Annotated in this window: 13 protein-coding genes, 1 tRNA gene and 1 pseudogene; 11 read left to right on the top strand and 4 right to left on the bottom strand. The window is 63.5% G+C overall.

The genetic code is table 11. The features are described 5' to 3' along the window. Positions 1 to 166 precede the first annotated feature (166 nt). The 4 genes from pepT to MOV75_RS11195 all read right to left on the bottom strand — a co-directional run bounded on the left by pepT (position 167) and on the right by MOV75_RS11195 (position 2,516). On the bottom strand, positions 167 to 1,417 hold the full coding sequence (pepT, locus tag MOV75_RS11210) for a peptidase T (RefSeq protein ID WP_246930535.1): 1,251 nt from the start codon (positions 1,415 to 1,417) through the stop codon (positions 167 to 169). A 103-nt stretch (positions 1,418 to 1,520) separates the two neighbouring features. Then, complete coding sequence (locus MOV75_RS11205) at positions 1,521 to 1,865, bottom strand: HU family DNA-binding protein (protein WP_246930537.1); 345 nt, start codon at positions 1,863 to 1,865, stop codon at positions 1,521 to 1,523. 211 nt (positions 1,866 to 2,076) lie between these two features. Then, positions 2,077 to 2,153 (bottom strand) — tRNA-Asp (locus MOV75_RS11200). A 159-nt stretch (positions 2,154 to 2,312) separates the two neighbouring features. Beyond that, positions 2,313 to 2,516, bottom strand: coding sequence for a hypothetical protein (locus MOV75_RS11195; RefSeq protein ID WP_063194782.1), 204 nt, complete (start codon positions 2,514 to 2,516; stop codon positions 2,313 to 2,315). Positions 2,517 to 2,794: 278 nt separating this feature from the next. On the opposite strand from MOV75_RS11195, the gene MOV75_RS11190 reads away from it, so the two are divergent. The 11 genes and pseudogenes from MOV75_RS11190 to nuoG form a co-directional block, all read left to right on the top strand. Further along, the gene (locus MOV75_RS11190; RefSeq protein ID WP_246930538.1) at positions 2,795 to 3,310 is read left to right on the top strand and encodes a MarR family winged helix-turn-helix transcriptional regulator; all 516 of its coding nucleotides are present in this window, start codon (positions 2,795 to 2,797) and stop codon (positions 3,308 to 3,310) included. A 240-nt stretch (positions 3,311 to 3,550) separates the two neighbouring features. After that, positions 3,551 to 5,193, top strand: a pseudogene (locus MOV75_RS11185) (TonB-dependent siderophore receptor); the annotation flags it as partial. A 669-nt stretch (positions 5,194 to 5,862) separates the two neighbouring features. Further along, a complete protein-coding gene (locus MOV75_RS11180; protein ID WP_008136158.1) occupies positions 5,863 to 6,228 on the top strand; it encodes an NADH-quinone oxidoreductase subunit A in 366 nt (121 codons plus the stop codon). Next, positions 6,219 to 6,806 carry an NADH-quinone oxidoreductase subunit B family protein gene (locus tag MOV75_RS11175; RefSeq protein WP_167533053.1) on the top strand — a complete coding sequence of 196 codons (588 nt, stop codon included), beginning with the start codon at positions 6,219 to 6,221 and terminating at the stop codon, positions 6,804 to 6,806. Before MOV75_RS11180 ends, MOV75_RS11175 begins: the two co-directional genes overlap by 10 nt. A gap of 11 nt (positions 6,807 to 6,817) precedes the next feature. Next, positions 6,818 to 7,432, top strand: coding sequence for an NADH-quinone oxidoreductase subunit C (locus MOV75_RS11170; RefSeq protein WP_247005684.1), 615 nt, complete (start codon positions 6,818 to 6,820; stop codon positions 7,430 to 7,432). A gap of 2 nt (positions 7,433 to 7,434) precedes the next feature. Further along, entirely contained in the window at positions 7,435 to 8,631 is a 1,197-nt protein-coding gene (locus tag MOV75_RS11165; RefSeq protein ID WP_246929287.1) for an NADH-quinone oxidoreductase subunit D, read from the top strand. After that, a complete protein-coding gene (locus MOV75_RS11160) occupies positions 8,631 to 9,593 on the top strand; it encodes an FkbM family methyltransferase (RefSeq protein WP_247005682.1) in 963 nt (320 codons plus the stop codon). The genes MOV75_RS11165 and MOV75_RS11160 overlap by 1 nt, the downstream gene beginning before the upstream one ends. Positions 9,594 to 9,605: 12 nt before the next feature. Beyond that, complete coding sequence (gene nuoE, locus MOV75_RS11155) at positions 9,606 to 10,217, top strand: NADH-quinone oxidoreductase subunit NuoE (RefSeq protein WP_018455089.1); 612 nt, start codon at positions 9,606 to 9,608, stop codon at positions 10,215 to 10,217. Continuing rightward, on the top strand, positions 10,217 to 10,423 hold the full coding sequence (locus MOV75_RS11150; protein ID WP_246929283.1) for a hypothetical protein: 207 nt from the start codon (positions 10,217 to 10,219) through the stop codon (positions 10,421 to 10,423). Before nuoE ends, MOV75_RS11150 begins: the two co-directional genes overlap by 1 nt. A 15-nt stretch (positions 10,424 to 10,438) precedes the next feature. Continuing rightward, a complete protein-coding gene (gene nuoF / locus MOV75_RS11145; RefSeq protein ID WP_246929281.1) occupies positions 10,439 to 11,764 on the top strand; it encodes an NADH-quinone oxidoreductase subunit NuoF in 1,326 nt (441 codons plus the stop codon). Between the two features lie 5 nt (positions 11,765 to 11,769). Then, the coding region (nuoG, locus tag MOV75_RS11140; RefSeq protein ID WP_247005680.1) for an NADH-quinone oxidoreductase subunit NuoG at positions 11,770 to 12,651 on the top strand (882 nt) is incomplete at its 3' end.

The following is a 12,651-nucleotide window of genomic DNA, read 5'->3' as shown; positions in this document are numbered from 1 at the left end:
CTGGGCTGCGGCTGTCGCCGGCGGGCGCCACCGCGATGGAGAGCCGTTGCCGAACTGGATGGCGAGCTCCAACCGCTTCCATCGCAGCCCGCGCGCAATGCCGGTGCCGTAAATCTCCGAGCGTCATGGCCGGGCGCGAGCCCGGCCATGACGGAGATCGGCTAGCTCAGGCCTTTTCTTCCCAGATCATGGCGAGGTGCACGATCGTCTGCACGGCCTTTTCCATGTCCTGCCGGCTGACCCATTCCAGCCGCGAGTGAAACGCGTGCTCGCCGGCAAAGATGTTGGGGCAGGGCAGGCCCATGAAGGACAGGCGCGAGCCATCGGTGCCGCCGCGGATCGCGGTGCGCATCGGGCGCAGGCCGGCACGGCGGATCGCCTCAATGGCGTATTCGAGCACGTGCGGGTGACGGTCGATCACCTGCTTCATGTTGCGGTACTGCTCGCGGACCTCGAACTTGTAGGTCGAGCGCGGATAGTCCTTCATCACGTCCTTGACGATGGACTCGAGCAGGTCCTCTTTCTCCTTCAGCCCTTCCTCGGTGAAGTCGCGGACGATGAAGGACAGCCTCGCCTGCTCCAGCGCGCCCTCGATGCCGATCGGATGCAGAAAGCCCTGCTTGCCTGAGGTCGTTTCCGGCGAGCAGCCTTCTTTGGGCAGGCGCTCGACGATGGCGGCCGCGATCTTGATCGCGTGCTCCATCTTGCCCTTGGCGTAGCCGGGGTGTGCGCTGACGCCGTTGATGGTGATGGTGGCGCCATCGGCAGAGAAGGTCTCGTCCTCGACGCAGCCCGCGCTCTCGCCGTCCATGGTGTAGCCGAAATCGGCCCCCAGCTTCTTCAGGTCGACATTGTCGACGCCGCGGCCGATCTCTTCGTCCGGCGTGAACAGGATCTTGATGGTGCCGTGCTTCACATCGGGGTTGTTGATGAAGAAATACGCGGCATCCATGATCTCGGCGATGCCGGCCTTGTTGTCGGCGCCGAGCAGCGTCGTGCCGTCGGTGGTGATGATGTCGTTGCCGATCTGGTTCTTCAGCGCAGGGTGCTCATTGAAGCGGATCACCTGGCTGGTGTCGCCCGGCAGCGTGATGTCGCCGCCGCGATAGTTCTTCAACAGCTGCGGCTTGACGTCCTTGCCGGTCACGTCGGGCGAGGTGTCCATGTGCGAGCAGAAGCAGATCACCGGCACTTTCTTGTCGGTGTTGGCCGGGATCGTGCCGTAGACGTAGCCATAGTGGTCGAGATGCGCGTCCTCGACGCCCATGGCCTTCAGCTCCGCGGCGAGCACGCGGCCGAGATCCTTCTGCTTCTCGGTCGAAGGCGAGTGAGGGGATTCCGGATCAGACTGGGTGTCGATGGTGACGTAGCGCAGGAAGCGCTCGGTCACGGTATGCGAGAAGGTGAGGGAGGACATTTCTGGTCAAACCGCCGGGGTCAGGGGAAGCGGGCGGTATATCAGAAAAAGCGGGCCGGGATGCGGCCGGAACGGCGCGGATCAGGCTTAACGAACGCTCACCTCAGATCGCCTCTTTCAGTTCCTTGACCGGGCGGAAGGTGACCTTCTTGCTGGCCTTGATGTGGATCGGCTCGCCGGTGGCGGGATTGCGGCCGGTGCGGGCGGCGCGCTTGCGGACCTGGAGGATGCCGAGCCCGACGATGCGGACGCGGTCGCCCTTCTTCAGGTGCTTGGTGATCAAATCGACCATGTCGGTTAGGGCAGCTTCGGCGTGCTTTTTCGACAGATCCTGGCTCTCCGCGATATCGGCGGCGAGGTGCTTGAGCGTGATGGTGGCGGGAGCGGCTGCCTTCTTTGCCGAATCCTTCTTAGCCAGATCCTTCTTAGCCAGATCCTTCTTAGCCATGACTGGCCTCCTCGATGGTCCAATGACGGGGCATCCCTGGAAAAGCCGAGAATGGGGGTGGGGGGATCCCTCTAAGTCCTTTGACCCGTAGACGATTCGGGCGTGGGCTGACACCGCCGCCAGCCCAGCCGGCCGAACGCCGTCCACGGCCCGCCACAGTTGCGACAGGCCTCGATAAGTTCAGGCTAAGACTATGAAGGGATTGCCAAAATGGCGCGAGAGACGGGGCTCGAACCCGCGACCTCCGGCGTGACAGGCCGGCGCTCTAACCAACTGAGCTACTCCCGCGTGGTTCGCTGACGCGCGCGGAACGAGGGGGGACTTAAAGGCGGGGCTGAGTGAAGTCAAGGACGTTGCGCTTCACCGGTGTATCTCGGCTAAGCATTGCTCTGGAAAACGAAAAAGGCCGCCCGGAGGCGGCCATTGGTCAGCCCGGAAGAGAATGTTTCAGCGAATCTCCGACGTCCCGGCGCTCGTCACCACCACCGGCTTGCCGGCCTTGATAACGTGGGTGGATTGGGCGGTCTGGCTGTAATCGGCATTGGTACGCGCTGCGATCCCGAAGCCGGCCACCATGATGCCGGCCACCAGCGCCACCACCACGATCTTGAGGTGGGTCGCACGATCAGCAGAGTGAATGGAGTGGTTCATCTGAGCCTCCCGACGGGCTTTGCCGCCGTCTATGGCTCTTGTCTTAAGGACCATCTGTTTCCGGATGGTTTCGCGGGTTCCGCAAAATGGTTTCATCTCCCGCCCGGCTGGTTTCGCTGAACGGGCCGAGCCGGGCCCGGTCTCAGGCGGCGGCACGGCCGATGTCACCCCGGATCGCGGGCGGCCCGGATGAACAAGAGGGCGCCGAGCGTGGTCGTGACCGCGGAGGCTCTTTGACCCGGCTTGGCAGGTGCCGGCTTTCTTGGCAGAGGTGGATCATGAGCCAGACCGAGAGCAGGGGCGGGGCGACGTCGCCCGCAGCGGACGAGAGCGAACCATCGGCCCCGATCACTATGATGCTGTCGGCGCGACTGATGGTGCTTGCCAATTTGCTCAAGCGTGGCGCGATCCTGCGCTACAAGCGCCTCACCGGCTTGTCCTTGGTCGAGTTCGGTCTCGTCGCCTCGCTCGGCCGCCGGCCGCCGATGAGCGTGGCGCGGCTCGCCGAGGCTGTCGGCCAGGACAAGGGACAGATCAGCCGCGCGCTGGCCGATCTGCTCTCGCGCAAGCTGATCGCGAAATCGGCTAATCCGAGAGACAGCCGCGAGGTGCTGATCTCGCTGACGCCTGCAGGTCTCGTTGCGCATGACGCGATCGTCGACGGCGCGCAGGAGCGCAACCGGCGCCTGCTGGAGCATTTGAGCGAAGCTGAGTTCCACACGCTGATGCGGCAGGTCGATCAGCTCACGGCGATCGCCGCCGAGATGCTCGAGAGCGAGAAGAGTTCGCGCTGATCTCGCAGCAATCTCCGGAAATGTTCGAGCGCTTCTAAGAGTCCTTCTAAGAAGCTTTCAATTAGGAAATCGCGCACCCTCCCATAAGCGTCATCGCAAGTGCATGCCGTCACGGGACTGATGGCATGACGCATGCAGATACGTTTTGGGGTGGCGCGTTGAACAGTCTGGGAATGCTGCGGTCGGCCGTGTTGGCGACCGCGTCCGCTTTGGTTGTGGTGCCGCAGGCATCGCTTGCGCAATGGCATCGTGAACGTCATCAGCAAGATGCCGCCGGCCGAGCCGATCCGCTACATCGAGACGGGCGTCAACAATTTCGGCAATGCCTATATCGGCTTCGATGTCGGCGGGCCGATAGCGACGCAGCCGCAGGACGGCAAGTTGTACTATCGCGTCGTCGGCGAGGTCAGGAACGGCGGTACGCAGGTCGACTTCACGCCCGACAACAATTACTTCATCGCGCCCTCGTTCACATGGAAGCCGGATGCCGACACGACTTTCACAGTTCTCGCATCGGCCTCGAAGACGGACACAAGGGGCATCAACTTCCTGCCGTACCAAGGTACAGTGACGAACGCGCCGTTCGGCAAGATCCCGACCAGCTTCTTCGTCGGCGATCCCAATGTCGACAAGTTCACACGCGAGCAGGAGATGCTCGGCTACCGGTTCGAACGTAATCTCAACGACGACCTGACGTTTCGCCAGAATGCGCGGTTCGCGCATATTGACCTGACCTATCGCGGTTTCATCGGCAACGGTTGGGCCGACATCAATACGGCGGCGATGGGCCGCTATAATTGGTATGCGAAGAACACAGCGAACCAGGCCAATCTCGATAACCAGCTCGAGTACCGCTTCAACACGGGGCCGGTGCGGCACACGATGCTGTTCGGGGTGGACCTGAAGGGTTATCAGATCGACGACTACCAGAACTTCAATTTCGGCACCGTTCCGTCGATCAATGTCTTCAATCCCGTCTACGGTCTCAACATTCCGCTCACGGGCGCACCCTTCCGCAATTTCCAGATCACGCAGAAGCAGGCGGCACGTACCTTCAGGATCAGATGAAGCTCGGCAACTTCACGCTGGTGCTGAGCGGCCGCAACGATTGGGTCGAGACGACGCAGGATGCGCGCGACACCGGGGCCGCGGTCGCCAGCCGTGACGACAGCAAGTTCAGCGGGCGGGCCGGGCTGATCTACAATTTCGACAACGGCATCGCGCCCTATATCTCCTATGCGACGAGCTACAATCCGGTCATCGGTCTCAACGCCAGCAACCAGCTGTTCCTGCCGGAGACCGGGCAGCAGACCGAGATCGGCATAAAGGTCGCGCCGAAGGGGTTCGACGGCTATTTCACGGCCTCGGTGTTCGACCTGAAGCGGCAGAACGTGGCGACGACCGCCGGCACGCCGATCCTGCTGAACCAGACCGGCGAGGTGACCTCGCGCGGCATCGAGCTCGAAGCGGTGGCCAATGCCACCAAGGAACTCAAGCTGATCGGCGCCTTCACCGCCTATCATCTCTTCAACAGCCGGGATCTCGATCCGTCGCTGGTCGGCAAGACGCCGACCAACACGCCCCAGCTCCTGGTCTCCGGCTGGGCCGACTACACCTTCAAGGATGGGCCGCTCGAAGGCTTCGGTTTCGGCGGTGGCGTGCGCTACATCGGCTCGTCCTGGGCCGACCCGGCCAACACCCTCGAGGTTCCCGCAGTGGTGCTCGGCGATCTCGCGCTGCATTACGAATGGCAGAACTGGCGTACGGCGCTGAACGTGATCAACCTGACCGACAAGATCTATGTCGCGAGCTGTTCGTTCCCGACGTCCTGCTTCTACGGCGACCGTCGGCGCGTGACCGCCAGCGTCTCGTACAAATGGTGAGGACGGGTAAGGGCGGCGGCATCTGGCGCCGCCGATCTTCCATCAGGAGATAGATGAGCTCCCGGGCTATGCCCCCCAGCCCGAAGCTCATGCGGGCGCGGCGCGCGCGACGGCCCTGTACGTCGCCGCCGCCGCGCTCGCGACCGGTCGGACCTGCAATATATCGCAGGGAGGGAGCCGTTCTCGCAGGAGGCAGGTCCGGTCCAGCCGTGATGCATGGCTCGTCTGATCGCTTGCGCCTGTGGATAGGTGCCTCGCGACCGCGATGATCATCGGCGGTTCGGCGCCGCTGCTCCGGACACGGTCGCTATATGTCGCCGAAGCGACAGTCGGGGCTCATGACCGTGGGCAACCGGCGGCTTGGGTGCGCTGCCGCACCCGAAAACCAGGCGTTTTTCTCAGCTGATGCACGGCAAAACGTTGCCGTGGCCTGTGGGCCGCAATCTCAGAGCTGCTGCCCTGCAAAACTGTGGCTGCCCTTGCTGGGCTTGGCGATCTGCTCCATACCAGCGCGGGGTGATTCCGGGATTTTTTCACCGTTCTGGGGGCGGCAAAGGGCCTAAAAAGAGCGTGTCTTGCGCCCATTGGTGCACTGCGCTAAGGCTCAGAATAATTCCAAATCGGACGAATCCGTGGCTGTCCCGAGGCTCCGGGAAAAAGGGCTCGCCAATGAGCGGCATTCTGCAGAACTATCTTCCACTCGTCGTCTTTATAGGGGTAGCGGGCCTCATCGGCCTCGTGCTGCTGATCGCGCCCTTCATCGTGGCGTTCCAGCAGCCGGATCCCGAAAAGCTGTCGGCGTATGAGTGCGGTTTCAACGCCTTCGACGACGCTCGCATGAAATTCGACGTCCGCTTCTACCTGGTCGCCATCCTCTTCATCATCTTCGACCTCGAGGTGGCGTTCCTGTTTCCCTGGGCGGTGGCGTTCGGCAAGCTTGGCGCGACCGGCTTCTGGTCCATGGTGGTGTTCCTCGCCGTGCTGACGGTCGGGTTCGCCTATGAATGGAAAAAGGGAGCACTCGAATGGGATTGAACCCTGCATCGTCCACGGGTCCGGTTCTAGCGCCGGCCCCCAAGGGCATCCTGGACCCGTCGACCGGCAAGCCGGTCGGGGCCAATGATCCGTTCTTCCTCGAGGTCAATTCCGAGCTGTCCGACAAGGGCTTCTTCGTGGCCGCGACCGACGACCTCATCACCTGGGCGCGCACCGGCTCCTTGATGTGGATGACCTTCGGCCTCGCCTGCTGCGCGGTCGAGATGATGCAGGTGTCGATGCCGCGCTATGACGTCGAGCGCTTCGGCTTCGCCCCGCGTGCCTCGCCGCGCCAGTCCGACGTGATGATCGTCGCGGGCACGCTGACCAACAAGATGGCGCCGGCGCTGCGCAAGGTCTACGACCAGATGCCGGAGCCGCGCTACGTCATCTCGATGGGCTCCTGCGCCAACGGCGGCGGCTACTACCACTATTCCTACTCGGTCGTGCGCGGCTGCGACCGCATCGTGCCGATCGACATCTACGTGCCGGGCTGCCCGCCCACGGCGGAAGCGCTGCTCTACGGCGTGCTGCTGCTGCAGAAGAAGATCCGGCGCACCGGCACCATCGAACGCTAAGGTTTTACGTCATGGACGACGCCAAGCTCGACGCCCTAGGGCAGACGATCGTTAGCGCGCTTCCGGGCGCTGCCATCGGTCATTCGGTGGCCTTCAACCAGCTCACGGTTGATGTCGAGGCCAGCAAGATCGTCGAGGTGGTCAAGTACCTCCGCGACGACCCGAATTGCCGCTTCATCAACTTCACCGACATCACGGCAGCGGACTATCCGTCGCGCGAGAAGCGCTTCGACGTGATCTATCACTTCCTGTCCCCGACCCTGAACACGCGCATCCGGCTCAAGGCCCAGGCCGACGAGACCACGCAGGTGCCGTCGCTGATCGAAGTGTTCCCCGGCGCCGACTGGTTCGAGCGCGAGGCCTACGACCTCTACGGCGTGTTCTTCGTCGGTCATCCCGACATGCGCCGCATCCTCACCGATTACGGGTTCGAGGGCCATCCGCTGCGCAAAGATTTCCCGACCACCGGTTTCGTCGAGGTCCGCTACGACGACCAGGAGAAGCGGGTGGTGTACGAGCCCGTCCGGCTCAACCAGGAATTCCGCAAGTTCGACTTTTTGTCGCCGTGGGAAGGGGCGGATTATCCGGTCCTTCCGGGTGATGAAAAAGCGGGGCCGAAGGTCTGATCATGAACGAGCAACCCGAACAGCTTCGCAATTTCACCATCAACTTCGGACCGCAGCATCCTGCGGCGCACGGCGTGCTGCGCCTCGTGCTGGAGCTTGACGGCGAAGTCGTCGCACGCGTCGATCCGCATATCGGGCTGCTTCACCGCGGCACCGAAAAGCTGATCGAGCAGAAGACCTATCTGCAGGCGATCCCTTATTTCGACCGTCTCGACTACGTCGCGCCGATGAACCAGGAGCACGCCTTCTGCATGGCGGCCGAAAAGCTGCTCGGCATCGAGGTGCCGCGCCGCGGCCAGCTGATCCGCGTGCTCTATTGCGAGATCGGCCGCATCCTGTCGCACCTTCTCAACGTCACCACGCAGGCGATGGACGTTGGTGCGCTGACCCCGCCGCTGTGGGGTTTCGAAGAGCGCGAGAAGCTGATGGTGTTCTACGAGCGCGCCTCGGGCAGCCGTATGCACGCAGCTTACTTCCGCGTCGGCGGTGTGCATCAGGACCTGCCGCAAAAGCTGGTCGACGACATCGAGGCCTGGTGCGATCCGTTCCTCAAAGTGGTGGACGACCTCGACCGTCTGCTCACCGCCAACCGCATCTTCAAGCAGCGCAACGTCGACATCGGCGTGGTGCCGCTGAAGGAAGCCTGGGAGTGGGGCTTCTCGGGCGTGATGGTGCGCGGCTCGGGCGCGGCCTGGGACCTGCGCAAGTCGCAGCCCTATGAGTGCTACGCCGAGATGGATTTCGACATTCCGATCGGCAAGAACGGCGACTGCTACGACCGCTACCTGATCCGTATGGAAGAGATGCGGCAGTCCATCCGCATCATGAAGCAGTGCATCCAGAAGCTGAACGCGCCTGACGGGAAGGGCCCCGTCGTCGTCGAGGACAACAAGGTCGCGCCGCCGCGCCGTGGCGAGATGAAGCGCTCGATGGAAGCGCTGATCCACCACTTCAAGCTCTACACCGAAGGCGTCCACGTGCCGGCCGGCGAAGTCTACACCGCGGTCGAGGCGCCCAAGGGCGAGTTCGGCGTCTATCTGATCTCCGACGGCACCAACAAGCCCTACAAGTGCAAGATCCGCGCGCCGGGCTTTGCGCATCTGCAGGCCATGGACCACATCTGCCGCGGCCATCTGCTCGCCGACGTCTCGGCGATCCTCGGCTCGCTCGACATCGTGTTCGGAGAGGTCGATCGGTGATGGGACAGGCGCCAATCCAGTTTGACCGCGCCACGGGGGCCCTTGAAGGGGCCAACCTGTGGGAGCGGACGGCTGCCTTGGCGCTGGTGACGGGATCGAAGATCTCGTCGCACTTCTCGCATATGGGCTACATCGCCTGCGCCAACCTGCTGCGGAAGACGCTGCCCGAGCGCAACATTGCGATCAGGCTCAATCCCGACGCCGTGTTCGAATTCCCTTACGGCGACGGCTATTGGAGCAAGCTGCTCAACCGCTCGTACAACTATGAAGACGAGCTCGAGCTGCTGTTCGCCGACTCCATCGACGTCGATTACACGTTGCTCGATTGCGGCGCCAATTACGGCTACTGGTCCGTGCTGGTCTCGAGCAAGCCGTTCGGCGCGCACAGGGCGATCGCGATCGAGCCGTCGGGGCAGAACTACCCGAAGCTCGCCGACAACGCCCGCGTCAACGGCAATCGCTTCGAGACCATGAAGTGTGCGATCGGCGCGTCGCGCGGCACCGCGCGGCTGTCGGGCACCAAGCACGAAGCCTTCAGCATCGCCGGCGATCCGTCGGCCGGCGGTGAGGACGTGCCGGTCATCGCGCTCGACAATCTGATCGAGGACGGCAAGATCGCGAGCACCGGCAAGTACCTGATCAAGCTCGACGTCGAGGGCGTCGAGATCGAGGCGATCAAGGGCGGCGCGCAGCTGCTCCAGGCCGACAGCGTCATCATGTGCGAGGAGCACGGCAGCGACCGCTCTCATGCCGTGTCGCGCTTCATCCTCGAACAGACCCCGCTGAAGCTGATCGTGTTCGATCCGCGCAGCAACCGGATGGAGACCGTGACCGAGCTGTCGATCCTCGACCGCATCAAGGTCTCGACCCACGTCGGCTACAACGTTTTCGGCACCGCAAGCGCATTTTGGCAGGACAGGATCGAAGCCCTGAATGCGAAAACCGCGCGCCGCATGCAGTGAGAGATAGAAGAGATGTCCGTTCGCCGATTAGCACCGAAGGAAGTCCAGCCCGCGAGCTTCGCGTTCACGGAGGAGAACCTCGCGTTCGCCAAGCAGCAGATCGCGAAATATCCGGCGGGACGTCAGGCCTCCGCGGTCATCGCCATCCTCTGGCGCGCGCAGGAGCAGCACGACGGCTGGGTCTCGGAAGCCGCGATCCGCGTCATCGCCGACATGCTCGACATGCCCTATATCCGCGTGCTGGAAGTGGCGACCTTCTACACGATGTTCCAGCTCGCGCCCGTCGGCAAGAAGGCTCACGTCCAGGTCTGCGGCACCACGCCGTGCCGGCTGCGCGGCGCCGAGGATCTGATCCACGTCTGCGAGCACCGCATCCATCACGAGCCGTTCCATCTGTCCAAGGACGGCAATTTCAGCTGGGAAGAGGTGGAGTGCCTCGGTGCCTGCGTGAACGCGCCGATGGTGCTGATCGGCAAGGACACCTATGAGGACCTGACCAAGGAAAGCTTCGGTAAGGTGCTCGACGGCTTCGCTTCGGGCAATCCGCCGAAACCCGGTCCGCAGAACGGTCGCCAGTTCTCGGCGCCGACCGGCGGGCCGACCACGCTGAAGGAGATCACCTGATGCGTGATCTCTCGTCGCAGGCCATGCAGGGGAGCGGTGCCATGAAGAAGTGGGGCTTCATCGCGATGCATGCCGCTGTTGCGGCCGCCTTCATTTTCCTGCTGCAGCGTTTCAGCCTGAACGCGTCGCTGGAATCCAGTCTGCTCTGGGCGCTGACCTTTGGCATCTGCGCCGCCGGACTTGCCTACAAGCAGTCCAATAGTTGATCGGAAAGCACTGATATGCTCGAGGACAAGGACCGCATCTTCAAGAACCTCTACGGCCTCCACGATTGGGGGCTCGAGGGCGCGCGGCGTCGCGGCGCCTGGGACGGCACGAAGAACATCATCGACAAGGGCCGCGACTGGATCATCAACGAGATGAAGGCCTCGGGCCTGCGCGGCCGCGGTGGCGCCGGCTTCCCGACCGGTCTGAAATGGTCGTTCATGCCGAAGGAATCGACCGACGGCCGGCCGAGCTATCTCGTCGTCAACGCCGACGAATCCGAGCCCGGCACCTGCAAGGATCGCGAGATCATGCGGCACGATCCGCATCTCCTGATCGAGGGCTGCCTGATCGCCAGCTGCGCGATGAACGCGCATGCCTGCTACATCTATGTCCGCGGCGAGTTCATCCGCGAGCGCGAGCATCTCCAGGCCGCGATCGACCAGGCCTATGAGGCCAAGCTGGTCGGCAAGGACAACGTCCACGGCTGGCCGTTCGACATCTACGTCGCGCACGGCGCCGGCGCTTACATCTGCGGCGAGGAAACCGCGCTGCTCGAAAGCCTCGAAGGCAAGAAGGGCCAGCCGCGGCTGAAGCCGCCGTTCCCGGCCAATGTCGGCCTGTTCGGCTGCCCGACCACCGTCAACAACGTCGAATCCATCGCCGTTGCGCCGGACATCCTGCGCCGTGGCGCGGCCTGGTTCGCCGGCATCGGCCGTCCGAACAATGTCGGCACCAAGCTGTTCTGCATCTCCGGTCACGTCGAGCGGCCCTGCAACGTCGAAGAGGCCATGGGCATTCCGTTCCGTGAGCTGATCGACAAGCATTGCGGCGGCATCCGTGGCGGCTGGGACAACCTCAAGGCCGTGATCCCCGGCGGATCGTCGGTGCGCATGGTGCCGGCCGAGCAGATCATCGACACGCCGATGGATTTCGACTCCTTGAGCAAGCTGCGCTCGGGCCTCGGCACCGCGGCCGTGATCGTGATGGACAAGTCGACCGACCTGATCCGTGCCATCGCCCGCATCTCCTATTTCTACAAGCATGAGAGCTGCGGCCAGTGCACGCCGTGCCGCGAGGGCACGGGGTGGATGTGGCGCGTGCTCACCCGCATGGCCGAGGGCCGCGCCCACAAGCGCGAAATCGACATGCTGCTCGAGGTGACGAAGCAGGTCGAAGGCCACACCATCTGCGCGCTCGGCGACGCGGCGGCCTGGCCGATCCAGGGCCTGATCGCGCATTTCCGTCACGAGATCGAAGCGCGCATCGACCAATATTCGCACAGGGCTGACATTGACGATATCGGCGTCCGCGATCCCGTGAACATGGTCGCGGCGGAGTAGGAAGAATGACCAAGCTCATCATCGACGGCAAAGAGATCGATGTCCCGCCGGAGTACACGCTGCTCCAGGCGTGCGAAGCCGCCGGCGCCGAGATTCCGCGCTTCTGCTATCACGAACGGCTGTCGATTGCCGGCAATTGCCGGATGTGCCTCGTCGAAGTGAAGGGCGGCCCGAAGCCGGTTGCGAGCTGCGCCTGGGGCGTGCGCGATTGCCGTCCGGGTCCCAAGGGCGAGCCGCCGGAAATCTCCACGCGTTCGCCGATGGTGAAGAAGGCGCGCGAAGGTGTGATGGAATTCCTTCTGATCAACCATCCCCTGGACTGCCCGATCTGCGACCAGGGCGGCGAGTGCGACCTGCAGGACCAGGCGATGGGCTATGGTGTCGACACCAGCCGCTTCGCCGAGAACAAGCGCGCGGTCGAGGACAAATATCTCGGCGCGCTGGTCAAGACCTCGATGAACCGCTGCATCCAGTGCACGCGCTGCGTGCGCTTCTCGGCGGAAGTGGCCGGCGCCCCTGAGATGGGTGCGACCGGTCGCGGCGAGGACATGGAAATCACGACCTATCTCGAGCACGCGCTGACGTCGGAATTGCAGGGCAATCTCGTCGACATCTGCCCGGTCGGCGCGTTGACCTCGAAGCCTTATGCCTTCGCGGCGCGTCCGTGGGAGCTCGGCAAGACCCAGTCGGTCGACGTGATGGACGGCATCGGGTCCGCGATCCGCGTCGACACCCGCGGCCGCGAGGTGATGCGCGTGCTGCCGCGCATCAACGAGGCCGTGAACGAGGAGTGGATCTCCGACAAGACCCGCCACGTCGTCGACGGCCTGCGCACCCAGCGTCTCGACCGGCCCTATATCCGTGAGGCCGGCAAGCTGCGCGCGGCG

Source organism: Bradyrhizobium sp. PRIMUS42 (genome assembly GCF_023006515.1).
GTDB lineage: Bacteria > Pseudomonadota > Alphaproteobacteria > Rhizobiales > Xanthobacteraceae > Bradyrhizobium.
This window is presented reverse-complemented; position numbering and strand designations above follow the sequence as displayed.

What these genes read in the sequence shown, in the direction of transcription:
- pepT (WP_246930535.1), bottom strand. Translation starts at nt 1,417, where the DNA reads ATGTCCTCCCTCACCTTCTCGCATACCGTGACCGAGCGCTTCCTGCGC.
- MOV75_RS11205 (WP_246930537.1), bottom strand. Translation starts at nt 1,865, where the DNA reads ATGGCTAAGAAGGATCTGGCTAAGAAGGATCTGGCTAAGAAGGATTCG.
- MOV75_RS11195 (WP_063194782.1), bottom strand. Translation starts at nt 2,516, where the DNA reads ATGAACCACTCCATTCACTCTGCTGATCGTGCGACCCACCTCAAGATC.
- MOV75_RS11190 (WP_246930538.1), top strand. Translation starts at nt 2,795, where the DNA reads ATGAGCCAGACCGAGAGCAGGGGCGGGGCGACGTCGCCCGCAGCGGAC.
- MOV75_RS11180 (WP_008136158.1), top strand. Translation starts at nt 5,863, where the DNA reads ATGAGCGGCATTCTGCAGAACTATCTTCCACTCGTCGTCTTTATAGGG.
- MOV75_RS11175 (WP_167533053.1), top strand. Translation starts at nt 6,219, where the DNA reads ATGGGATTGAACCCTGCATCGTCCACGGGTCCGGTTCTAGCGCCGGCC.
- MOV75_RS11170 (WP_247005684.1), top strand. Translation starts at nt 6,818, where the DNA reads ATGGACGACGCCAAGCTCGACGCCCTAGGGCAGACGATCGTTAGCGCG.
- MOV75_RS11165 (WP_246929287.1), top strand. Translation starts at nt 7,435, where the DNA reads ATGAACGAGCAACCCGAACAGCTTCGCAATTTCACCATCAACTTCGGA.
- MOV75_RS11160 (WP_247005682.1), top strand. Translation starts at nt 8,631, where the DNA reads ATGGGACAGGCGCCAATCCAGTTTGACCGCGCCACGGGGGCCCTTGAA.
- nuoE (WP_018455089.1), top strand. Translation starts at nt 9,606, where the DNA reads ATGTCCGTTCGCCGATTAGCACCGAAGGAAGTCCAGCCCGCGAGCTTC.
- MOV75_RS11150 (WP_246929283.1), top strand. Translation starts at nt 10,217, where the DNA reads ATGCGTGATCTCTCGTCGCAGGCCATGCAGGGGAGCGGTGCCATGAAG.
- nuoF (WP_246929281.1), top strand. Translation starts at nt 10,439, where the DNA reads ATGCTCGAGGACAAGGACCGCATCTTCAAGAACCTCTACGGCCTCCAC.